The sequence below is a fragment of the Candidatus Omnitrophota bacterium genome (genome assembly GCA_028712255.1).
GTDB lineage: Bacteria > Omnitrophota > Gorgyraeia > Gygaellales > Profunditerraquicolaceae > UBA6249.
Map to the genome: position 1 here is coordinate 26,262 of JAQTQJ010000010.1, position 23,493 is coordinate 49,754.

Consider the following 23,493-nt stretch of genomic DNA (forward strand, 5'->3'; position numbering starts at 1 on the left):
ATGCTTATGGCAGAAGAGCTACAAGACCTTAAAGGGCTTTCTGAAAAACAAGTTCAAGAAAGCTTAAAAAAATACGGGTATAATGAGCTCCCTTCCCAAAAAAAACGCAGTATTTTGGCAATTTTTTTTGGCGTAGTAAAAGAACCCATGTTGCTTTTATTAATTGGAAGCGGCATGGTTTATTTGTTTTTGGGTGAGATAAGCGATGCTGTTATGCTGCTTTCTTTTGTCTTGGTTGTCGTGGGGATCACTTTTTATCAGGAAAGAAAAACCGAAAGGACTCTGGAGGCATTAAGGGACCTTTCAAGCCCCAGAGCCCAAGTTATTCGCGACGGAATCCAAAAAAGGATTGCCGGCGCCCAGGTGGTCAAAGATGATATTATTATCCTTAACGAAGGCGATCGTGTCCCTGCCGATGCGGTAGTTTTATCATGTTCTAATTTATTAGTTGATGAATCCCTTCTTACAGGCGAATCCGCAGCCGTACGTAAATCCGAAAGTATAAACCAGGATACAATTAATCGGCCAGGCGGAGACGACCTCCCCTTTGTTTATTCCGGAACTTTAGTTGTGCAAGGACACGGCATTGCAAGAGTGACTTCAATCGGAATCCATACTGAGATGGGTAAAATAGGAAAAGCTTTGCAAGGTATCCGTCAGGAAAATACCTTGTTACAGAAAGAAATAGGAAAAATTGTACGTAATTTTTCTATTGCCGGCGGGATTCTTTGTTTGTTGGTGACAATAATTTATGGTTTGACCCGGGGAAGCTGGTTAAACGGAATACTTTCGGGCCTGACCTTGAGCATGGCTATGTTACCAGAGGAGTTTCCGGTTGTTTTGATTATTTTTCTTACCCTGGGAGCTTGGAGGATCTCTAAAAGCCAGGTTCTGACCCGTCGTACTCCGGCTATAGAGACTTTGGGGGCAGCAACGGTTTTGTGCACGGATAAGACAGGGACTCTTACGCTCAACGCCATGCATTTAACCTCTATGTGCGTTAATGGTATTCATTATGGAATTGACGTTAAAAAATCAGAGGATTTGCCTGAGGCTGTCCATGATCTTATGGAGTATGCCATCCTGGCTAGCCAGAAAGATCCATTTGACCCTATAGAAAAAGAAGCCAAACGCCTGGGAGAATTCTATTTATCTGGCTCCGAGCATATTCATAATAATTGGAAGATTATCAAAGAGTATCCATTATCAAGGGAACTTTTGGCTTTGTCACATGTTTGGGAGTCTCCGGATAAACAAAATTATGTCATTGCTACTAAAGGTTCTCCTGAAGCAATCGCAGACCTTTGTCATTTTAACAAGGAACAACATATAGAATTATTAAAATGCATAGAGGAGATGGCGAAGCGGGGATTACGTATCTTAGGGGTGGCTAAAGCATCTTTTAGGAAGAAGGAGCTTCCGGATATACAGCATGATTTTGTATTCAGGTTTGTTGGGCTCCTGGGATTTGTTGATCCGGTACGTTCAACGGTGGCCGCGGCAATTGGCGAGGCCTATGATGCAGGGATGCGGGTGATTATGATTACTGGTGATTATCCCGGAACAGCTATTAATATTGCCAAAGAGATTGGTTTAAAGAATCCTGAATCATATATAACCGGAACTGAATTAGAGATGATGGATCATCGCCAGCTGAAGGAAAAAATAAAGACAATTAACGTATTTGCCAGAGTGGTGCCTGAACAAAAACTGCTTATTATCGATGCATTAAAGGCTAATCAGGAAGTTGTGGCGATGACCGGAGACGGGGTTAATGATGCTCCCGCATTAAAGTCAGCGCATATCGGTATTGCTATGGGGCAGAGGGGGACTGATGTTGCCCGCGAAGCTTCGGCATTAGTATTGCTTAATGATGATTTTTCCTCAATTGTTGCGTCAGTAAAACTTGGCCGGAGAATCTTCGATAATTTAAAGAAAGCCGTGGCTTATATTTTTGCTATACATGTGCCGATTGCAGGAATGTCATTTTTGCCGGTTTTATTTAATTTACCGATAGTACTTTTGCCTGCGCACATTGCGTTTTTGGAATTGATTATCGATCCGGCATGCTCTACGGTCTTTGAGGCCTGCCCGGATGAAAAGAATATTATGAAAAGGCCGCCGCGTAATTTAGAGGAACCCTTATTCAGTAAAGAAGCTTTTATTTTTAGTTTTTTGCAGGGTTTAGGAATATTAATTGTTGTATTTTTAGTGTTTATAGTGGCGTTGTATTTGAAGAAAGGCGAGCTTGAAGCCCGTACCTTATCTTTTGCCACCCTGGTATTTGCAAATGTAATGTTAATCTCGACTAACCTTTCCTGGTCCAAAAACTTATTCAGTATTATTAAATTAAAGAACAGAGCTTCTTGGATTGTAACGGTAGGAGCGGTGAGTGCCCTTCTTTTGGTTATTTATTTACCGCTGCTGCGCAATCTTTTTCATTTTTCAGTTTTGTCTGTAGCTGATTTAGCGGTTGCTCTCGCCAGTGGAATTATGAGTTTGTTGTGGTTTGAAGTTTTTAAGGGGATGAATAAAAAAATGGTTGTACCAAATTTATTAATTAAATAAGGAGGTAAGCAATGGTAAATGAAGATATTCAAAAATTAATAACTAACATCGAGAAGGTTATTGTAGGAAAAACAGAATCGGTAAAACTATTAATCATAGGTTTATTGACAAATGGACATATCCTGATTGAAGATATTCCCGGTTTAGGTAAGACAATGCTCTCTTTAGCTTTGGCTAAATCCATAAGTGCGGATTTTAAAAGGATACAGGCTACACCGGATCTGCTTCCTACGGATATTACCGGTGGATTCGTTTATAGCCCTAAAACAGGAGAATTTGATTTCAGGAAAGGGCCGGTGTTTGCGAATATTCTTTTGGTCGATGAAATTAACAGGACTACTCCGCGTACGCAATCGGCACTTTTAGAGTGCATGCAGGAGTATAAGGTTACTATTGAAGGGACCTCTTTTGTCTTGCCCTGGCCTTTTATGACCATTGCTACACAGAATCCCATTGAGTACCAGGGGACATATGCTTTACCCGAAGCCCAGATCGATAGGTTTCTGATGAAGATTAATATGGGTTATCCATCTGTACAGGAGGAAGCCAAGATAGTTTGCGGACAAAAGATTAAACATCCGGTAGAAGATGTTATGCCCGTTATGACCCTAGAAAATATTTTAAAGTTACAGGAGCAGGTAAAGAAAATCCAAATATCCCCCACGGTATTAGAATATATTGTTAACTTAGTATCATTAACCCGTAAATCAACCGTGGTAAAGCAGGGAGCTAGCCCGCGTGCTTCGATAGCGATTATGAAAGCCAGTTGTGCCTGGGCATTCATTGAAGGAAGAGACTATGTTATACCCGAAGATGTTATTAAGCTTTTACCTTATATACTGAAACACAGGATTGTGTTGCATCCTAAGGCCGTAATTTCAGGGACGACCCCGGAATTAGTTATTGAGGGCATATTAAAACAAACTTCCATATCGTAAAAAAAGTACAAAAAATATGCGTAAGAAATTTTTAGTAAAGTGGATATTTCTCCTGGTTTTCTTGGGGTTTAACCTGTTTATGAGCCTGAAGAGCCCTTTTGTTGTTTATTATTTTCTTTTTTGGTCTCTCTTAGTTTTACCAGTAGTAAGTTTTATGTGGTTAATCTTGGTATATTTTACTAGAAGGCCAGCTCTAGTACGGAAAATAACGCTTAAAATAGAAGAGGGTGATTTTCTAGAGATTGTATTAGAAGTAGCTAATAAAAGTATCCTTCCGATTTTCGATGTTATTTTAGAGGATCATCTGGGCTGTGCAGTTGCTTCAGAAAGGCAAAAGTTCATTCTTTTTGATTTTTTGCGGCCTGATTCAATAAATAGGCTAACCTATAATTGTTTATGTCATCAAAGAGGAAAATATGATATAGGTCCGATAACCGCTTATTTTTTTGATCCACTGGGCCTATTCTATTTTAAAGAAAAATATCCGGCTCACTCAGAGCTTTATGTTTATCCGCGGACATTCAATATTCGTAAATTTCCGCATTTAAATAAAGGTTCTTCTCCGTGGATGGGTATTGAAACATCGCGGGTAAGCGGAGATGACGATGAATTTTATGGCGTGCGGGAGTATAGAAGAGGAGATCCTTTAAAGAAAGTGCATTGGATGGTTTCTGCACGTAAGAACCAACTGATTGTTAAGGAGTTTCAGCGCCAGAGTTTTTTCAGGGCGACCTTAATGTTTAATCTAGAAAAGGATGATAACTTTGGGGAAGGCAAAGAATCTGTTGCCGAGTATTCCATAAAAATAGTTGCTTCCATCGCCAAATACCTTATTAATTCAGGCGTATCCGTAGAGATTATTTCTCACGCCGGGGAAATAGTGCATATTCCATTTAACAAAGGTGCTGGGCATTTAGAGGAAATTCTTAGGTTTTTGACCATTGCCCAGCCGGAGAGCAGGATAACCTTACTAGAGCTTTTTGAAACATTCCACCGAAATGTTCTAGAAGATTCCAGTTTGATTGTCGTAATGACAGATAGAAATCAAGTGTTCCTTCCCGCTATGCTATCTTTGGGTGTGAGAAACGTATCTCTGATTCCGGTAATTCTTAATTCCTCCAGCTTCCTTAAAGATTCTTCTGGAATTAAGGATAGTAAAGATCATTATGCTGATTTACCCGAAAGAGCAAAATTTAACCCTATTTATATTAACTGTCGTGATAATTTAGAAGAGAAATTCTGAGATTTTTATTATGGAAAGCAAATACCGTTTTTATTCTTTAGAATATTTTTTGACGTTCCTGTTTTTGTCTTCATTATTATTCTTTTTTCCGCAGGAAGCATCCAGCATGCGAATTTACCTGTTTAGCGGATTTATTATAGGGTCAGTCGTTGCCTATATCAGCAACCAGAAGATTATTTATTTTAGGAGGATATTTACTTTGGCTGCCAGTATTTTAATTCTATCCTGGACAGTCTATGCTGCATTTAAATCTTCATTTCTTTATAGAGAGCTAATTGTTATTTGTATTAGTGGTTTATCCTTTTTAATAGTAGTGAATAGTTTTAGCCTATGCCTACGGTCGTACTTGGGTTCGGTACAGATTTTTGGTATTCTGCTATTTCTTTGTTTATGCGCATTAACAAGAGGCTATAATAAATATTTTTTAATTCTTGCCGCAGAATTCATTCTTGTAACTTCGATAATAGCCAAAATAAAATTCCATAATCTTTTTACTTATTCTGAGAAAACCAGCCAAGAATATCGCGTGGTTAATCCACTGTTTGTCACTATTTTATTCTCAGCTATTTTTATTGGCTGGGTATTATTTATGAATGTGCCTTTAGGCCAAATTAGCTCACGAGGGTTTTTAAAGGATGAGGATGCGATCTCTTGGCAAGAGCAAAAGCCGCAGGAAGGAGAAAAAAATACGTTTTTACAGGATGAGCAAATTCAGAAGGAGTTGACTAATTTTACGCTTGGGCTTTCTTCTGCCGATCAAATGCATCAGATGCTTGCTTGGATGCAGGATTTACTGGTTCAGGAAGCTGCCTATGCCTTTGAAGTTAATAAGGCGGAAAAAAACATATTGAAAGCGATCAACGATCAATCGGCAGCATCTAATTTAACTAACACCGCCGGGTTAAGTAATAAGGTTAAAGGATATGTAAACAGAAAGATAATGAGAAAATTAGCCCAGATAAAAAATAATATAGGAAAAGTTATTAACGATAACCATATTGGATTACTGCAGAGGTTTTCTATATTGAGTTCTGTCAATAAGATAGAATATAGCGGTTCGTATGAGCAGATCGATAAATACAGCCAACAACTTAAGAAGGATATCAATAATAAATTTATGCCCGATAGTGCTAAAAGGAAGCTTAATCAGATCTCCAAACAGCTGAAGGAATGGAAATCTTTTCAGCTGTTTCATAAAAAAATAGATTCTTTTCAGGATAAGGCCAATGCTTACAATGCTGTAAAAAAGAAAGAGCTCAACGATTTAGTTTGGCAGATTAACGAAATGGAGAAAGTTTCTACAGCTGTCAAAATAGATAAAACAATAGAAAAAATGCTCGCAACAGAGCCTTCAGAGGAATTAAAGCGTATTGGCGAAGCTAAAGATCTGCTTAGCTTAAAAAAAGAAATGCTTGTGTCTAAAGAAAGCAGCCAACTACGTAAGAAATTAGAGGCTTCCAGAGATAAGCCCGATAATCTTGAGGAACTTCTTAATGGGATCGAAGAATCTAAAGACCGCCAGGATGCAGTAAAGAAAATCACTCAGCTTTTAGAAAACTTAACCGAGATGAGTGATTTTCAATTGCCTCAGGAGGCAAGGGATATGCTGGAGGCAAAATTAGATAGCCTTATTAAGGAATCCAGTGATGCAGTGAAAAAACAAATTAAAGAATCTAATATTGGCGAACGTAGTAAAGGCTTATTAGAGGATTTAAGGAAGATGGCTGCTGAAAATAATAAAGGTAAGCTTGCATCTTCTACGGCAAAAATGCATAAAACCATAGATGCAGCCTATAAACAAGGCAATATCGGTAAAGATAAAAAAGATGATTTAATAAAAGATATCAAGATTACAGAACAGCTTCTTAGTGTGAGAAACGAGTTAGTTGGAACACAAGAACAGGATAAATCTGCATATGCAACCGGTTCTTTGGATTATAGCGAAAAAGTATCTGAGCTGCTTCAGAGTTCATCCCTTGAAGATGAGCAAAGAGAATTGATGGATAAGCTTATGGAGAAACTAGCCAATGCCCAAACAATATCACAAGTTGAAGATGTGCTCTCGGCAATCAACCAACAGATAAGCGCATTAGCTAAAAAAGAATCTACCGTAGAGCTTGAAAAAATGAAGGAGCTGATACAGAAAGCCGCTGATGCTAAGAAGATGTTTATTTTGGAAAGGGATGGTTATAGCTTACGCAAAAATATTGAAAGTTTAAAGAGTGTATTGCCCCAGCAAGCTGCTTTTTTGCAAGAGAATTTAGATAAAATGAAGGAAACCAAAACCAAGCAGGATTTAATCAAAAATATAGATGCGTTAAGTAAGTCGCTTGAATTTAAACAGACTGAAAAAGAATCCCAGTCAGAAATCGTTCCAGAATCATTAACTAATAGTGGCGATAGAGAATCATTAAAAATATACTTATTGCCTGATTATGCGGTTTTACCCTTAGGCACAGATATTCTTTTAAAAACCGTAACGACCTATAATAATTTTATCAGAGAAAGTAGCTCGGAACTAGAATGGTCTTCTCTAAACCCTAGTATAGCCTTTATCGATCAGCATGGTTTAGTTAGCGCCTTAGGCATAGGCACAACAGAGATACTCTGCCGGTATAAAGGTGGCCCTAGCGCAAGGTGTAAAATTACGGTAGTGGAAATGATTCCGCAGGCAGAAGCTAACCGAATTAAAAATGAATTAGGGGAACAGGTATACTGATGAAATCAAAAAAAATATGTTTGGCTATTTTGTTAACCTTATCTTTTCTCTGTAGAGCTAGTTATGCGCAGCAGGTATATCAAGAAAAGGTAACTGCTGATGGAAAAATTATTTCTGGCCTTAGCCAGGAGGATGCGCTGCATAAATATGGCGCGCCGATATCAGTCAGCGATAAATTATGGTATTACGGCGGCCCGGAGAGATTATATGTTTATCTAGAAAATCCGATTAAGGTATATCTTTATCCACGTTTCTGCAATGGATACGTAGGGGTTCCTCTAGAGTTAAAGATATTAGCCGGTTTGAAAGAAACAACCAATGTTACATCGCAATCCCAATTAGTTTTGAGCAATCCTGATGAATTCAATATCGTAGGGGATGGCATTATTGTGCCCAAAAAGCCTGGCGACTATCAAGTGGTGGCATTATACGAAGGCAAATATAGCAATGTGAGTTTTATTTCCGTAGCTCAGTCAAATAAGCAGCCGCAGGAGGATTTACTTATTAGCCTGGATATTTTTCCATACAAGCCCTACGCTGGCCTGAGAACTCCGATTAATTTTCATGCTTATGGTACATTTGTTTCTGGTGGACAGTATAGCATAAGGGATGTGACCGATAATGTGGAATGGTATGCCTTACAGAACAATAAAACTTTAAAATTAAATGATTCGCATGTTGAGATGTCTTCACCGGGAAAATTTAAGGTATTTTGTAAATATAGGGGATTACAAAGTTTCCCTCAGGATGTGGAGGTGACAGAGAATCCTGTTGGGCTTTATCACTATCCATTAAGACAAATAGCTATTGTTCCTGCTTATCTTTCTGTGCTTACGCAGGTTAAAATACCGCTTTCTGTTATTGCTACTTATGGGGATAACAGCGTCAATGATGTTACTAAAAACGTAAGTTGGCAGATATTGGATAAAGCAATTTTAAGGACGGATGCGGATAATGTTTTTGTTGGTGAATCTGTCGGAATAGCAAAAATACAGGCAACGCTGGAAGGTTTAGAGAGCTCACCTTCTAAAATAGCGGTATCATCGGTTGCCAACTATAAGGAAAACAGCCAGGATATAATCAAAAAAGAAGAATCTTCTGATAATTTACTCGAAGATATTAAAGACGATTTGGCTAATCTGAAAAATAAAATTGCCGAAGAAGAAAAATTCAAGTATATAAAGATACTCCCGTCATCTTGTGATATCCGAGCAGGGGAAGAACAGCAGCTTTCTGCGTTTGGTGTACGGCAAAACAATACAGAGCAAGATATCACTATTCTGAGTAAATGGACAAGCAGTGATGAGTTCGTTGCTACTGTCAGCAGTGGTTTAGTTAAAGCTATTTCTGCAGCAGAGACAAAGGTTTGTGTTCAGTACAAAGATATGGAGAGCGAATGCGTTAAAGTCGCTGTTAGGGAACCAAAGTTGGTATCCATAACAGTATCTCCGGCAGCTCTGAAAATAATTACAGGTGAGCAGGCAAACTTGAAAGCGGAAGGGTTATTTGGTGATTCCTCGCGTAGGGATATTACTTTGTTGGTTGATTGGGTATCTGATAATTTAAGGATAGCTAAGATGGATAAATTCAAGGTTAGGGCTTTGAAAGCCGGCCAGGCAAAAATACACGCCACTTATTTAGGGCTAACTAGCTTGCCTGTTGCTGTGGAAGTAGCCAAGGAGAAATACTGGTTATTGAAACTGATCGCCAAGGTTCTAGCTTTTTTATTGTTACTCGTATTTATACTTTATTCCTATTTCTATATATTAACTGAGCAGACTAAGTGGCGTATCCTTAAGCTATATGGTACTCCAAGAGAGTTCATAATAGCTCTCTATGGTAATCTCAATAAACTAATGGTTATTTTCGGCGTTCCATATAAATTCTATATGCCGCCATTGCTATTTGCTTCTTTAGTAGACAAGAAATATGCAATGGATGGAAGTCTTTTCTTTAGGTTTACGCAACGTTTTGAAGAAGCTAAATATAGCAGCCATATTCTCACCCAGGAGGAATCCCGGATAGCCCTGGAAAGTTATAACCAAATATTAAAAATAGTATCGGTTCGGCACAAGAGAATAACAATAATATGCAGTTATCTTAAGGCCTTATTAAAACAAACGCCCCTTCTTATGGAAAACATAGGTAAGAGTGATAAGGTATAATTTTAGTAATCTAAAATGATGCCGTAATGTGAAAATACACGGAGATTTAGGTATTCCTGGCGCATATTTTTAGTTGTATTTAGTTTTAATTAATAGTATAATTTCCTTTACGGAGGTGAACTAATGAAAGCAAAAAAGATAAATAAGAAGGCAAAAGCACGGAAGGTAAACAAAACTACAAAAGCTAAGAAAAAACTTTCTCGTTACTGCCGATCAGGCAGGGTATTGTGGTAGAAATTTCTTAACCTATCAGAATAGTGTTAGCTTTAACCCCCATTTAATAAAAATTAAGACTATACTAGATATAACTAAGTATGGTCTAATATTATTTTCTAGAGGCCGATTATTACGAAGATAATTTCGCCAGTTGTTTTAGTTTATAAATTAGGTTGTTATATAGGTATCTCTACAGCTACTGGAGATTTTTACGATCTAGTTCCTGAAATTTATACTGCGTTGGAAAAGTGGAACAAAGGAATTTCGCTATTTCCAGGCATTCTTAGTAAGCAAAGAATTATAGCATTAGCTAAGACGTTTAAGATTTCCCCTAGCATAATCAAGTATTTTACTCTTTCCAAGAAAAAAATATCCTCAGGAACCGATCAAAATTTATCCGCCTGTCTTACTGATTTAACCATTAATTTGGCCTCAAATTGTAATTTGCGCTGTGTCTATTGCTGGAATGACCATGGTACATATTCTAACCGGCGATTTCTAAAAGATCTGACTGAAAAATCTAAGAAAGATACCAAAGACACCTAAATGTTAGTAGAAACTGCCTTAAAAGCAGTAGATACTTTTGAAAAGCTGGCGTTACGCTAAGTTGAAGATGTTATTTCGGGTAACCTAAATTACAGCAAAACTTTTTTAACCGATTTTTTAAACTAATGCAAAGATTATACTATAATCACGAAGTTTCAGGAGGATGCCCGGCGGCTAGGGGGCAGATTGCAGTGGCTGTTGATGGGTCGATTCACCCATGTACCTTATTTCTTGGGATAGATAGGGGTATTGACGGTAAGAAATATAAAAAGTTTATTGAGAAAACGGATAGGCGGTTTGAGTGTTGCCAGAGAGAGCGTGACTTATTCAGCCTCTGCCGTTCGATAGTCTCCTGCCTGAATGTTAATTATTTCTTTAACGGTGATCCTGCTTTACCGTATAAGAAGAGTTGCGACCTTTTTAGTGAAAAATTAGCATTGGCAGCCGCCAGCCTGGCTATCCTTTCCGAAAAAATTCCCCAGCGATTAGAGAGATTATTTGGTTTTGATCCTGTAGGCCGCAGAGGCAATAAATTATATTAAAATAAGCTTTAAAGAGAAGACTAAACTGTAAAATATTTTAATTTTATGATATATAAATTGAAGGTTTATGTAGAATTAGTCCGTCCTTTTACGCTGATTGCTCCAATGGTGGGTTTTTTGTTAGGAGCGGTAATTGCCGCTGGAACTATGCCCAATCTTACTTGTTTATTGGGCGCTTTATCGGCAGCCATACTAAATGGTGCCTCCAATGTGATTAATCAGTATTTCGATTTAGAGATAGATAAAATAAACAAGCCTTTTAGGCCGCTGGCTTCCGGGCGAATATCCAAGAGAGAGATAATTAACTTTTCATTTATACTGTATTTTAGCGCGTTATTTTTATCTTCACTGGTAAACTTAAAATTATTTTTTATTATATTAATAACTGCAATTATTTCATTTTATTATTCTGTTCCTCACCTTAGGGCCAAGAGATATCCTTTTCTTAGTAATCTTTTTATTGCTTTACCTAGGGGGATGCTTCTGATTGTTGCTGGTTGGAGTGTAAGTAAGCTAGTATTTAATATTCAACCATGGTTTATCGGACTGATATTTGCTTTATATCTTGCAGGCGCAGCCACCACAAAGGATTTTAGCGATATAAAAGGAGATGGTAAATTCGGGATAAAAACGTTACCGGTCTTATACGGCGTAAAAAGAGCAACACAGATGATCACCCTATTCTTTTATCTGCCTTTTTACTTATTCCTCTGGGCATTATTATGTATATAATCAGGCCAGCGGCGCTACCTTTAGTACTTTTAACTATCTGGGGGCCTATATACAACTAAATTGATTATGCAAAACTTCCAAGAGCTTACTTTAGAAAAAACCATATTGCATGGATTCACATGTATTTTATACTGATCGTAGGGCAGGCCGGTTTTGCTATTGCCTATCTTATAAAGATATGAAAATTAACCCATGCTTATTAAAATTAGATCTATTTTGCCGGCGCGTCAAAATAGATTCTACCTGCGGCTTGCCTAAAGATGCCCGGCCAATTTTACGTACCAGAGTCGGCTTAGAAAGCGAATTAGAGTTAGTTTTAGGAAAAGATTTATATGTTAATGTTCCGGTTGTGGAGCATTTTATAGAAAAATCGCCCTATGTTTTAGTAAAAGGACAAAACTGATTATTTTATCAAGAAGAATAATGTGGTTATTTGCAAAGCTAGATTGCCAGCTAGGCCAAAATTTTATGATAAGTTGACATATGCCAGAAAAATTATGTCTCGTATCGGCGTAATGCAGGGGGCATATTTGGGAATATATTCATCAAGGGTTTGTGAGTTTTGGAGGATGACTCCTCCAGTTAATTGTAAATTTTGCTCGGTGGGTTTAAATCTAGGGCATACGGAAGAATATGGGAAGAGCGTTGAGGATGTTTTAGAGACAGTTAAGGCCGCCCAGGAAGAAGTAAAAATTACGATGGTTAATTTTAATACCGGTTATTTTTTTGGCGAAGAATTAGTAATTTTATAGCCATATATAAAAGAAATCAAGAGCCAAACAAGGCTCCTGGTGGGTGTTCAGTGTCCACCAGCCCCGCGGATTTCTCTAAATATAATTATTTAAAATCTCTGGGGGGGGTTGACCATATTTCTTTTTTGCCTGGAAATTTATGGCGAGTATAAATTTCAGGAAGTATGCCCCGGGAAATGTGAATATATTGGCCAGAAAAAATACTTAGAAGCTATTGAATATTGTGTTAAAGTGTTTGGAAAGAGAAGTGTCTCAGGTGAGTTGGTTGCAGGCCTAGAGCCGCCAAGCTAAACCATAAGGGCAATCTAACATTTTGTTAAAGTCGGAGCAGAATCTACGGTTTGTATCTTTAGGCCCTGTTTAGGAAATGCTATTATCATAGGAATGGCTCCCAACGTAAAGGTGAGTTTGGTAATTTTACCAGAAGAGGGAAGATATTTTTTAGATAAGTTAAATCCAGTTTTAGTTTATACAGAGATTAAATTAAGTATTTTAAAATTTATCTACCAGATTTATTTTAAAGCAAAACTTCTATTTAAACAAAAATGAAAAAAATATTACTCATTAGGCCTCCACGCTATCTGTGGCCATTCATAAATGAATCTGATAATTTTTTACTCCCTTTAGGTTTACCTTGTATCGCTGGGGCGATAAGGTCAAAACTTCCTGATATAGAGGTAAAGATTATTGATTGCCCACCACAAAAAATCGGATGGGAAACTCTGAGTAAGATATTAAGAGAAGAGAATCCGGATATAGTTGGAGCTGCAGAGGAGGCTCTTTATTGCCATGAAGCGGTAAGGTTATTTAATTTGGCCAAAGAGATTAATCCTGCTGTAATTACTATTGCCGGGGGGCATTTTTTTTCCTGGATGGTCGATCATAGTTTAACGGATTTTCCCATTGATTTTATTGTCAGATTTGAAGGTGAGGAGACAATTGTAGAATTAATCGAGGCGCTTAATGAGAAAAAAAACTTAGTTGAAATTAAGGGAATTGCTTATAAGCATAATGGCCAGATAATCAGGACGCCCTCCAGGCCTTTGATAAAAGATCTGGATATGCTTGCTTTACCCGCATTTGATCTTATGCCCATGGGGAAGTATTCACCGTTTGGTTATCTTTGGCCCCAGAGCGTTACTTTAGAGCATTCTCGGGGCTGTATCGATAGATGTAATTTTTGCTCTTTGTGGACATTTTGGGGCCAGCACCTAGAAACAGATATAGAAAAAGGCAAGCTGGATGTAGCCCCTAAATACAGAACCAAGAGCGTGAAGAGGACATTAGAAGAAGTAGATATCGTTTACAAAAAATATAATAGAAAATACATTATTTGGGCAGATCCTACTTTTAACGTTGATTCTAAATGGACCAATGATTTTTGCGACGGGTTGTTAAAAAGAAACTATAAAGATCTGCATTGGTGGGCCTTTCTAAGGGCAGATTATCTATTGCGGGATGAGCGGGCAGGTATTTTGGAAAAAATGGTCCGGGCAGGATTAACGCACCCTCTTATTGGCGTAGAGCGGGGCTGCACGGAGGATCTTAGAAAAATACGAAAATCTGTTTACACCCGTGATTTAGTAAAAGAAGTTTTTCTTATTTTTAAAAAGAAATATCCACAGGTATTCCGGCAAGGTACTTTTATTACCTGCCTGCCTTTTGATACCAGAGAGTCAATGTTTGATTTGGTGAAGTATGCCATTGAAATAGACATAGATTATCCGGCTTTCCATCCAGTGGCCCCGGTTCCTGGAACATTTCTTTACCAAGATGCCTTAAAAAATGATGCTTTGGCGGAAAAAGATTTTAAGAAATACGATTGGGCTACTCCAATAATGCGTTCTAATAATGGATTATCAATGGAAGAACTTGGCAAGTTGAACATGGAGCTTAATAAGCGGTATATATTGTATAGGCCTCACTGGTTAATAAGAGGCCTGTTCTCTCCCTATAAACATAAAAGAGGGCTTTATTGGTGGTTTTTCTTTAATACCATGAGGATGATTATCTGCGAAATCAGGGATATAATTTTAAGAAGAAAGAAATTTGCAGGTACTACCGGATTTATGCGCTTAAAAAAACCCGGTTGGTATGATAACTAAACTAAATGAAATTATTAATATTAAATCCAATTTCCGATATAGCCACCCCCGGCCAAAGATACAGATCAGTAATATCTTTTGTTCCTCCTGTAGGAATAGCTTATCTGGCCGGCGCTTTAATCCAGGCCGGCATTGATGTCGATGTAGAAGATCAATTTGCCAGCGGCAATACCAATGAATATATCGCTGATAAAATCAGGCGCGAAAAGTATGAGCTAATCGGTATATCCTGTTTAACTCCCTCGATATCTAATATCAAAAGGCTGGCTAGGTTGATAAGAGAGATTAACCTGGATATAAAGATTGTCCTGGGGAATATCCATGCCACGGTTTTTCCGGAAGAAATGTTAAAGGAGGCAACCGGAGATATTGTTGTCCGCGGAGAAGGCGAATATGTCTTTGTCGAAGTGGTTAAAGCCATCGGCCAGAAAAAAAAGCTAGAAGAGGTAAAAGGCATAAGTTTTATTTCCAATGGAAGGATTGTGCATAATCCCGATAGCTATTTAACCGAAGATTTGGACCAAATACCTTATCCTGCTTGGCAGACATTTGCGTTTGATCTTTATAAAAGGTATCCTATGTTGGGCATATATAATGAAATAATACTGCCGATCCAGGCTTCCCGCGGCTGTACGCATAACTGTATTTTTTGTTCACAGAATATTATGTACAAAAAGCCAAGGTATCGAAATACCGAAAAAGTACTGGATGAAATAGAGTATATGCACGAAAAGTATAAGATACGCTATTTTGGTTTCAATGACGCCTATTTTCCTTTTTCCGTCGAGCATGGTTTGGATTTTTGTGAACGACTTATGAAAAGGGGGCTTCATAAAAAAATAAGGTGGATAACCGAGACTAGGGTAAATAAAGTTAATTTAGAGCTTTTAAAAAAAATGAGGCAAGCTGGTTTAAGGTTGATAATGTATGGTTTTGAAGTAGGCAACCAGTCGATCCTTGATAGCATAAGAAAACAGACAACCTTGAAGCAGGCAGAGGATGCGATGAGTTATACAAGAAAAGCCGGTGTGCAAAGCTTAGGCTTATTCATGTTAGGCCTTCCCCAAGATACGGAGGAAACCTGCAGGCAGACTATTGATTTTGCAATCCGCTTAAGCCCGGATATAGCTAAATTTAATATTACCATTCCCCAGCCGGGGTCAGAATTATATAACTCATGCAAAGACAGCTTAATAAACGCTAAACCCGAAGATTTTACAAGTTGGTCAGATTGGATCTCACCAAACGGCAGTATTATCTATGCTCCCAAAAATATCACAAGGGAAAAACTGTTATATCTGCAGAGAGAAGCAATGTTTAGGTATTACATAAATCCAAGACATATCTTAAGGCTGTTATTGAAAAGAGGATTTCATGTCAAGGATATGTATTTAGGCGCTAAATTAATCGTCGGGAAATACCTGAAAGAAATATTAAAATTTCAAAGTCGAACTCGGACGGCTTAGGCTGGCGTTATAATGGAAAAATCTTCAAGGTTTAAACATCAATTTGCATTTCTCTTTTTAACCATTCTTATCCTGTTCCATATCATAAATAACTATATTTGGCTAACTAAGAACTCCGCTTTGGGCTTTGGAGATGCTTCATTGCACCTAGCCAATTCTTTAAATTTTTACAAATATCTTAAAGCAGACGAAGGGAATCTATTCGTAAGAATATTTGATTTATTCAATGGCAATAAAATAATATATAGATTTTGGCCGCCTTTTGTCTATCTGGTTACCGCAGGATTACGTTTTATCTTTGGCCATTCACTTATAGCGGTAAAATTGGCGACTTCAAGTTTTTATTTCATTATTCTTATTTTATCGGTTCATTTTTTGGGTTACTATTACCGAAATGTACGCACAGGTATATTCTCCGCATTTCTGGTTTCGATGTATGCCGGTGTTTTTGGCCTATCCAGGGAATACCTTTTAGATTTTCCTCTGGTTGCAATGGTTAGCTTATGTATACTGTTTTTTTTAAAAAGTGATGCATTTAAAAACCGTTTATATGCCGTAATCTTTGGGTTAACCTTTGGCATAAGTATTCTTACTAAACCTCAGGCTGCTTTTTTTATTTTACCCGTTGTTCTATGTTTCTTAGCGGTAAGGACAAAAGATAATCGGCGAGTAAAATTAAAAAATTTTCTATTGGCAATATTAACCGCTTTAACAGTTACTTCTGTCTGGTTTTATGGTTTTTGGAGCGATAATCCGGATAAATGGTCGGTAAAAAACGCTTTTCTTAGCAGTATTTTTTCGACCTACACGGGCCAAGCAATCAACTTTTCTGCAGGCAAAGATTTTTTTCCGGTAGTTGCTAATGCCAGCCTGATAACAAAATTATTCAGTATAAACAATTGGATCTATTATTTGAACGCTATTATTTTATATATCACCCCGATTTTTGCTATTATTTTTGTTTTTAGCGTTTATTTTCTTTGTAAATCCCAAAAAGCTCCCAAAGAATTACTTATCTGGGTTATAGTCCCTTATCTCATATTTTCTTTCCTATCTCCGAAAGATGCGCGTTATTTATTCCCAGCATTTCCGGCAATAACCCTATTAACTGTTGTGGGAGTAGAAAACATAAAAAAACGGTTTTTTAAAAATTTAACTTTCATTTTAATATTTGTATTGGCCGTGGCTAATTATTATGCTTATTCTTACCTTGGCTCCGACCTTGTTTTCCGGTATAGCCTTAAGACCAGGCAATCTCTATTCTATGTCCATCCTCCGTTTAAAAGCAATTATCAGCATGTAGTAAAAAGATTTATGGAAGAGATAGGGGGAAGGGGGGATTTAAGCAAGGTAAATATCGGTATAATTTCTCCGCCAGGCGAATTTGATTTTAAAGGCGCGCCAATTCTGACATATTATATGGAATCCTATAAACCAGATCTTCCCTGGAAGTGGTCTAAAAAAGACCACTTTTTCAATGATTATAAAAAATATAATTTTTTAATGGTAGTCAACGATTCCGCTGCCGGTGGCTTGAATTTAACCCAGCTATTATCCAACACCGGTTATCTAGGTCAAAATAATACTACAATAACAAAAGAAAAAATAAATGAAATTGTAGATTATTTTGAGTCGTTTAAGATAATCGACAAAGATGAAATTATAAACGAATTTGATAAAAAGAATATTTTTCTTTACCAGGCCAAGTGAAAGCACAATATAAAGGACAGATAATTGTAGCTGTAATTTTATTTTTTTTAATAATATTTCATGCTATCAATAATTATATTTGGCTTAAGCTGGACTGTCTTTTTACGCCCGTGCATGACGTAGTAAACACGGTATCCCACCTAATTAACCAGTTAAATTTTTACTACAATTTAAAGGAGCTTTTAAACTGCGATATCACATTTTTTGGTAAAATTAAGGAATTCATAATGTTTTTTAAGCCAGGGAATATCTGGCCGCAATTTGAATGGCCGGGTTTTGTTTATTTTGTAACCTCACTGGTCAATTCAATTTTTGGTTTTACACCATTTATTGTAAGGTTTTCCAATATTATTTTTCTTGCCCTGCTGGCTATATTTACCTACCTGATTGGCAAGCGGTGCTATGACATAAAAGCAGGATTGCTAGCAGCTTTTTTAGTGACATTTTATCCCAGCTTATTCGGAGTAGGAAGGATGTATGATCTGGACTTTCATTTAACGGCAATGGTTACCATGTGCGTTTATTTTTTGATTAAAACAACTGATTTCAAGAATAGATTATTTTCAATTATTCTCGGAATTTCGTCAGGTTTAGGCATTTTAACTAAAGGTCAATTTTTAATTTTCTTTATCGGTCCTTTAACCTTTGCTTTATATTCTATTTTTAAGGACCGTAATCAGAATGGGGGTAATATCCGCCGGCAAGTTTTTAACTTTGTTTTATTTATTTTTTTTTGTTTATTTATCAGCTCCATATGGTTATTCGCCTCAACTGTCAAGTTATCGCATATTTTTCTGACTCACTTTCTGGCAGGTTATCTTCCGGAAAAATATAATTTGTTTGGGCTAGATTTTGATGTTTTTTCAGTCAAATGGATGTTTTATCAGCTGTTTTATATTATAGACCACGTTTCGCTGCCGCTTTATATTGTATTTTGTTTTAGTCTTTTCTGGCTACACAAAAAGATTGAACCGGTAATTAATATAATTTTATTGTGGATTTTAATACCTCTGGTCATATTCACCTTGATGTCGGCAAAATGGGAGCATTATTGTTTTGCTTTTTTACCGGCGATTGCAATTTTGACTGCGGTAGGGGTGATGAAGCTGGGTAGACAGATAAAAATCCCTTTAATTTTATTTATTATTGTTTATTCACTCCTGCAATTCTTTGCGGTTTCTTACCGGATTGGACCTAAAATAGTCAAGCTTGTGGCATTTTACAATGTTGTGCCTCTGCCTGAATGGGGAAGAACAGGCTTATATAAAGCGCCGATAAAAATAAATAATTATGAAAAAATAATTCAGGGATTTGCTGAAAAAATAAAAAAAGATGTAAGCTCTAAACGTAAAATACTAGTGGGTATAATCGGGACTAAAGACGAGGAGATTAATGGTTTCCTAGCCTCTTATTATTTGAGAGCGTATCTGGATAACTCTGAAGCTTTTATTCTGGCGGATGATTTAAGCTCAATGCCCAATGCCAAATCTATGGCAAAAAGGTTTATTGAAAAAATCGGTGAGTTTAATTTTATGATATTGATCAATAGTAGCTTAAAAGACGGCTCAGCTCCTGTAATAACCAATTGCTTATTGGAAGGTCAGTTACTTAAAAAATTAAGCGATAATATAAATAAAAGGAAGCTGATTCAAAGGCATAAATTATTTCCCGGCCATAGGAATATTTTTCTTTTTAGGTGAAGAGTCAATGAAAACCGCAAACTTAAAAAAACCCTTGATTAGTTTTATTGTATGCATTTTTATTCTTTTTTCGGCTGAGTTATTCTTGAGAAAAAACGATATTTCCGAAAGGACGGGATTTACAAACATAGGCGAAATGTTTAATACGGGAGTTTTTAAAAGAGACAGATTGTTATTCTGGAGATTTTCTCCCAGTAAGTTTTATACTAAGCCAAGCACCCATTATAAAGGGGTATTAAGAGTTAATTCAATCGGTTTTCGGGAAAGAGAAATAAGTAAAGAAAAAGGCCAGCAAACTTACAGGATATTTTGTTTAGGAGGCTCAAATACATGCGGAGAAGGTTTATTTGAAAATGAAAGGTTTAGCAATATAGTCGAACAAAAATTAAATAGCTTGCCCGGGGCGCTTACTTTTGAAGTTTATAATTTTGGGATGCCGGGGTATTCTACTTTACAAATGCTCAGGCTGTTTAAAAATGAACTGATAAATTTTAATCCGGATTTAATAATCGTAAACCCGGAACAGGCGGATGGATTAGGACTCTCGGGCCTGGCGCCGTTTAGCGATTCTAAGGTTAAAATTTTACCGGCCATTTTTTTTAATTTAACCTGCTTTTTGGAAGATAATAGCTCTATATATAGATTGGTAAAACAAAATTTGCTAAATGATTCTTGGCGGCTAAGAAATAAAAGGTCAGGAAATTCATCTAAGAGCCTGGTTAGGGTCACTTTGGAAGAGCATAAAGATAACCTGTCAGAAATGTTAAAGCTAGCAGAAAATAAGGGGGTAAAAATAATTTTTTTGACGGGCCTGGGCATTAGAGACGATAAAGTGGTTAATGTCGATAAAGACTATGGTTGCCAACCAAGCATAGATATTACGCCTTTATTTAAAGATGGGCAAAAGAACGGCCTGTTTCAGGACCAGGGGCACATTAGCGCTAAAGGGCATTACTTGGTTGCAGAATTGTTAGCAGAATATATCAAGAATAATCTTTTCTAAAAAACGTTATGTTTACTGGAAGCTTATCGGTAATTTTATTATCTTACAATGAAGCAGAAAACATTGATGAGGTAATCAAATCCGTATTGAATAAAATTTCTTCCATTATTTCAGATTTCGAGATTATCGTAGTCGATGACGGCTCAAAGGATAGAACTTTTGAAATCTTAAACGGTTTAAAGGATTACGGTAACCATATTAAAATTGTCCGCCATCTGTCAAATAAAGGATACGGAGCGTCTTTCAAATCGGGATTAGAAAAATCAAAAAAAGATTATGTGATGATGATGGATGCAGACGGACAATTCGACATTACGGATCTCACCAAGCTTATTCCCTATTGTTTGTTATATGATATGGTAATAGGCTTTCGCATGAAAAGACAGGACCCGTTTTACCGGTGTATTTTAGGTAATATTTTTAATTTTATTATAAAGATTATATTTAATATTAAGGTAAGAGATATAGATTGCGGATTTAAGTTTTTTAATAAAGAATTATTAAAAACATTGACTTTAAATTCGAACGGTTTTATTATTAATACCGAAATGGTTGTATTGGCCCTTAAAAACGGAGCAAAAATAAAAGAAGTAGGGATTTCCCACTACCCCAGGTTATATGGAAGGCAAAAGGTGTTGAATTTTAAAACTGTTTTGGCGATTGCTTCGGATTTATTAGCGCTTAAATGGAGATTGTTGTCCGGTAAAAACATAAAAAGCCAGCTAAAATAAATTAATATTTCCTGAAAATGTGGTATGATAACTTTAGTAAAAAGCCTTATTTAATTACGGAGCAAGTTAAATAATGGGCAAAGGTAAATTAATGAAAGGACTTGAAATGAAAAATAAATCAGTTTTTTTCTTTACGGCTCTTTTTATTGCCTTGGTATCGCTTACCGCCTTTTGTTTAAATTCTTATGCTGCCGAAAATCCTAGTAAGGTTAATGTTTGCGGTAAAATTATATACCCCAGTTTTAAAAATGGCTGGCTGTTAATTACAGTCCAGAGGGTAATAGGCGGCCAGGAAGAAAAAGAGCCAATAATCAAATATACTATATCTCAACCAGGAGCTTATTGTCTGGCAGTGCCAAAGGGAACGGGCAAAGTTAACTTAAAAGTATTCAATCTTACCAATGAAACATTTATACCCGGAAGTGAAACTGAGCGCAATGACCTAGCGCCATTTTCTCCCTATTTGGATAATCCTTTAATAATCGCAGACGAAGATATAACAGATGCTGATATAGAGTTTTTAGAGATCCCTTCCGTACCCGTGATGAGCAGATATAAAGGAGAAACCATTACAATTTCTGGTGAAGTTTCCATGCCTGATTACAAAGAAGGACGTGTTGTAGTAACCGTAAATAATACGGGATTTGGCTACCCGAACGTTGCTTCTGTTATTCTGGATAAACCCGGAAATTATTCGCTAAAAGTGGCAAAAAATCAAGGGGATATTTATATCGGCGCATTTAACCTGTTGCCCGGAGAATCCCAACCCGGATTTAATTCTCCTAAGGGGGAATATTCCGCCAATCCTCTTGGGGCTAAAGAAGAGGATATTACCGATATAAACATTAATATACAATAACAAATATGAAAAGAGAAAATATCTTTGTTTTTTTTTAAGCATTTTCTCTTTTTTTGTTTTTTTAGATCTTTATGTATCGAAAATTATAACTTCGCCAAAATTTGACAGCTATATATTATATAATGTAGACGATATATTCCACTTCTGCTACGCCAAATCCGCCTTAATTAATCCTCTTGTACTCTTAAATCCGTATGCCAAACCCCTGCCTACCATAATCCAAGCCTTGACATTAAAGATATTTTCTCCTTCCTTTGTTACTTTAAGGATTATTAATTCGTTTTTATCGGTCTTGACCCTGTTTTTATTGTATCTTTTTACCAGGCAATCGAAAATGCGCAATTGGCTTATTGCCGCACCGGTTGCCCTTACCTTAATTTCTCCATTTTATTTTCTTAGCTGTCTATCCGCTATAGTAGAGCCGTTTTTTGGCTTATTTCTTATTTTGTCTGTATTTTTGCTCTATAAAAAGAAATACCTTTTAAGCAGCGTAATAATTTCGTTACTTCCCGTAACTCACCAGTTAGGCGTTATTTACGCTGCGCCGGCAGTTGTCTATTTTTTTACTAGACGAAAATACAATTACTGCCTATTAATTTTACTTCCTTCCTTACTTTGGGTGATTCTTAACCAAATCATATTAAAACATGGTTTAGCTTACACATTTTTTTATCCCGGGAAGATTTCCCCTTATTCCCGTCCTCCCGAAAACTCAATGCTGCCTATAGGCCAGATTAACCCGCTGTTTTTTGTATCCTTTTTACCTATGGCTGTATTTTTTATTTTTGGCTTGATAAACTCCTGGATTAAGAAAGAAAACCTGTTGATTAACCTGTTTATCCTTCCGATATTAACTATCGTAATCGGCTATAATATTTATTTAATCAATACGCAAAGGTCTTTTTGGTGGGAGTTTCGCTATCTTGTCCCAATTATTCCTTTTTTCTCGTTTATCGTCGTAAACGGCATTGATTATATTAGCCAGAAATTACCCAAAAGCAAAAATTCCAGTTATTTTACATTTTTCTTTATTTTAATTTTAATCAGTTCACAGGCAATGCAATTTTTTTATTTAGAAAATAATAAGAGAGTGTTAGCCGAACGGATTTCTCCTGTTCAGGAGGAAAAATTGAAGTCAGTCTCTAATTGGTTAAATAATTTTATGAATGAAAATAAAATAAAGAATTTATATCTTTTAAACGGAGGAGATATAACCGATAAATATGTCCGCAGGATTTGGATGTATTTGGAAAAGAAATATAACTTCTATTGTTTTACAAAAGACTTTAATAATAATGATAAAATAGAGTTGTTTGATACGATTACCTATAAATTTAAAGAGCCAAAGGAAATTTCAGGGGTTTTTTTGCATACGAAAAGAAGCCTTAATAACGCTTTTTTACCAGCCGGTTTTAGGTCCCGGATGATCAAAGAAGAACCCGAAGTTTTTTTATATTTTTTTATACCCGATAATTAATTGTTAAGGAATTTATTTTAT

General features: G+C 36.6%; 19 protein-coding genes. 18 read left to right on the forward strand and 1 reads right to left on the reverse strand.

Annotated features, from left to right (window positions below; translation table 11 throughout):
- The first annotated feature begins 6 nt into the window (after nucleotides 1-6).
- The 17 genes from PHC29_05825 to PHC29_05905 all read left to right on the forward strand — a co-directional run bounded on the left by PHC29_05825 (nucleotide 7) and on the right by PHC29_05905 (nucleotide 21,995).
- On the forward strand, nucleotides 7-2,568 hold the full coding sequence (locus PHC29_05825; GenBank protein ID MDD5109007.1) for a cation-translocating P-type ATPase: 2,562 nt from the start codon (nucleotides 7-9) through the stop codon (nucleotides 2,566-2,568).
- A gap of 11 nt (nucleotides 2,569-2,579) precedes the next feature.
- Nucleotides 2,580-3,506, forward strand: a complete 927-nt coding sequence (locus tag PHC29_05830) for a MoxR family ATPase (protein MDD5109008.1) — start codon at nucleotides 2,580-2,582, stop codon at nucleotides 3,504-3,506.
- A 16-nt stretch (nucleotides 3,507-3,522) separates the two neighbouring features.
- Nucleotides 3,523-4,749, forward strand: a complete 1,227-nt coding sequence (locus tag PHC29_05835) for a DUF58 domain-containing protein (GenBank protein MDD5109009.1) — start codon at nucleotides 3,523-3,525, stop codon at nucleotides 4,747-4,749.
- A gap of 106 nt (nucleotides 4,750-4,855) precedes the next feature.
- Nucleotides 4,856-7,468: a hypothetical protein gene (locus PHC29_05840; protein MDD5109010.1), complete on the forward strand. Its 2,613-nt coding sequence runs from the start codon at nucleotides 4,856-4,858 to the stop codon at nucleotides 7,466-7,468.
- Nucleotides 7,468-9,633, forward strand: a complete 2,166-nt coding sequence (locus PHC29_05845; protein MDD5109011.1) for a hypothetical protein — start codon at nucleotides 7,468-7,470, stop codon at nucleotides 9,631-9,633. The genes PHC29_05840 and PHC29_05845 overlap by 1 nt, the downstream gene beginning before the upstream one ends.
- Before the next feature lie 887 nt (nucleotides 9,634-10,520).
- On the forward strand, nucleotides 10,521-10,937 hold the full coding sequence (locus tag PHC29_05850; GenBank protein ID MDD5109012.1) for a hypothetical protein: 417 nt from the start codon (nucleotides 10,521-10,523) through the stop codon (nucleotides 10,935-10,937).
- Between the two features lie 45 nt (nucleotides 10,938-10,982).
- On the forward strand, nucleotides 10,983-11,669 hold the full coding sequence (locus PHC29_05855) for a UbiA family prenyltransferase (GenBank protein ID MDD5109013.1): 687 nt from the start codon (nucleotides 10,983-10,985) through the stop codon (nucleotides 11,667-11,669).
- A 178-nt stretch (nucleotides 11,670-11,847) separates the two neighbouring features.
- On the forward strand, nucleotides 11,848-12,072 hold the full coding sequence (locus PHC29_05860) for a hypothetical protein (protein MDD5109014.1): 225 nt from the start codon (nucleotides 11,848-11,850) through the stop codon (nucleotides 12,070-12,072).
- Between the two features lie 22 nt (nucleotides 12,073-12,094).
- Nucleotides 12,095-12,421, forward strand: a complete 327-nt coding sequence (locus tag PHC29_05865) for a hypothetical protein (GenBank protein MDD5109015.1) — start codon at nucleotides 12,095-12,097, stop codon at nucleotides 12,419-12,421.
- Nucleotides 12,422-12,529: 108 nt separating this feature from the next.
- Entirely contained in the window at nucleotides 12,530-12,712 is a 183-nt protein-coding gene (locus PHC29_05870) for a hypothetical protein (GenBank protein ID MDD5109016.1), read from the forward strand.
- A gap of 254 nt (nucleotides 12,713-12,966) precedes the next feature.
- Nucleotides 12,967-14,526, forward strand: a complete 1,560-nt coding sequence (locus tag PHC29_05875) for a cobalamin-dependent protein (protein ID MDD5109017.1) — start codon at nucleotides 12,967-12,969, stop codon at nucleotides 14,524-14,526.
- A gap of 5 nt (nucleotides 14,527-14,531) precedes the next feature.
- Nucleotides 14,532-15,992 (forward strand): radical SAM protein, encoded by a 1,461-nt coding sequence (locus tag PHC29_05880; protein MDD5109018.1) that lies wholly within the window; start codon nucleotides 14,532-14,534, stop codon nucleotides 15,990-15,992.
- Nucleotides 15,993-16,133: 141 nt separating this feature from the next.
- A complete protein-coding gene (locus PHC29_05885) occupies nucleotides 16,134-17,702 on the forward strand; it encodes a glycosyltransferase family 39 protein (GenBank protein ID MDD5109019.1) in 1,569 nt (522 codons plus the stop codon).
- Nucleotides 17,703-17,929: 227 nt separating this feature from the next.
- Nucleotides 17,930-19,402 (forward strand): glycosyltransferase family 39 protein, encoded by a 1,473-nt coding sequence (locus PHC29_05890; protein ID MDD5109020.1) that lies wholly within the window; start codon nucleotides 17,930-17,932, stop codon nucleotides 19,400-19,402.
- A 7-nt stretch (nucleotides 19,403-19,409) separates the two neighbouring features.
- Nucleotides 19,410-20,405, forward strand: a complete 996-nt coding sequence (locus PHC29_05895) for an SGNH/GDSL hydrolase family protein (protein ID MDD5109021.1) — start codon at nucleotides 19,410-19,412, stop codon at nucleotides 20,403-20,405.
- A gap of 8 nt (nucleotides 20,406-20,413) precedes the next feature.
- Complete coding sequence (locus PHC29_05900; GenBank protein ID MDD5109022.1) at nucleotides 20,414-21,136, forward strand: glycosyltransferase family 2 protein; 723 nt, start codon at nucleotides 20,414-20,416, stop codon at nucleotides 21,134-21,136.
- Nucleotides 21,137-21,227: 91 nt separating this feature from the next.
- Nucleotides 21,228-21,995, forward strand: coding sequence for a hypothetical protein (locus PHC29_05905; GenBank protein MDD5109023.1), 768 nt, complete (start codon nucleotides 21,228-21,230; stop codon nucleotides 21,993-21,995).
- 147 nt (nucleotides 21,996-22,142) lie between these two features.
- On the opposite strand, the gene PHC29_05910 is transcribed toward PHC29_05905, so the two are convergent.
- Entirely contained in the window at nucleotides 22,143-22,337 is a 195-nt protein-coding gene (locus PHC29_05910; GenBank protein MDD5109024.1) for a hypothetical protein, read from the reverse strand.
- Here PHC29_05910 and PHC29_05915 point away from each other — a divergent pair.
- A complete protein-coding gene (locus PHC29_05915) occupies nucleotides 22,330-23,472 on the forward strand; it encodes a hypothetical protein (GenBank protein MDD5109025.1) in 1,143 nt (380 codons plus the stop codon). The two genes, PHC29_05910 and PHC29_05915, sit on opposite strands and share 8 nt — an antisense overlap.
- Nucleotides 23,473-23,493: the final 21 nt, after the last annotated feature.

Excerpts from the sequence above, each read along its gene's own strand:
- PHC29_05830 (MDD5109008.1), top strand. The coding sequence starts at position 2,580 with ATGGTAAATGAAGATATTCAAAAATTAATAACTAACATCGAGAAGGTT.
- PHC29_05890 (MDD5109020.1), top strand. The coding sequence starts at position 17,930 with ATGTTTTTTAAGCCAGGGAATATCTGGCCGCAATTTGAATGGCCGGGT.
- PHC29_05835 (MDD5109009.1), top strand. The coding sequence starts at position 3,523 with ATGCGTAAGAAATTTTTAGTAAAGTGGATATTTCTCCTGGTTTTCTTG.
- PHC29_05905 (MDD5109023.1), top strand. The coding sequence starts at position 21,228 with ATGAAAGGACTTGAAATGAAAAATAAATCAGTTTTTTTCTTTACGGCT.
- PHC29_05845 (MDD5109011.1), top strand. The coding sequence starts at position 7,468 with ATGAAATCAAAAAAAATATGTTTGGCTATTTTGTTAACCTTATCTTTT.
- PHC29_05840 (MDD5109010.1), top strand. The coding sequence starts at position 4,856 with ATGCGAATTTACCTGTTTAGCGGATTTATTATAGGGTCAGTCGTTGCC.
- PHC29_05860 (MDD5109014.1), top strand. The coding sequence starts at position 11,848 with ATGAAAATTAACCCATGCTTATTAAAATTAGATCTATTTTGCCGGCGC.
- PHC29_05895 (MDD5109021.1), top strand. The coding sequence starts at position 19,410 with ATGAAAACCGCAAACTTAAAAAAACCCTTGATTAGTTTTATTGTATGC.
- PHC29_05915 (MDD5109025.1), top strand. The coding sequence starts at position 22,330 with ATGCGCAATTGGCTTATTGCCGCACCGGTTGCCCTTACCTTAATTTCT.
- PHC29_05880 (MDD5109018.1), top strand. The coding sequence starts at position 14,532 with ATGAAATTATTAATATTAAATCCAATTTCCGATATAGCCACCCCCGGC.
- PHC29_05825 (MDD5109007.1), top strand. The coding sequence starts at position 7 with ATGGCAGAAGAGCTACAAGACCTTAAAGGGCTTTCTGAAAAACAAGTT.
- PHC29_05855 (MDD5109013.1), top strand. The coding sequence starts at position 10,983 with ATGATATATAAATTGAAGGTTTATGTAGAATTAGTCCGTCCTTTTACG.
- PHC29_05900 (MDD5109022.1), top strand. The coding sequence starts at position 20,414 with ATGTTTACTGGAAGCTTATCGGTAATTTTATTATCTTACAATGAAGCA.
- PHC29_05875 (MDD5109017.1), top strand. The coding sequence starts at position 12,967 with ATGAAAAAAATATTACTCATTAGGCCTCCACGCTATCTGTGGCCATTC.
- PHC29_05850 (MDD5109012.1), top strand. The coding sequence starts at position 10,521 with ATGCAAAGATTATACTATAATCACGAAGTTTCAGGAGGATGCCCGGCG.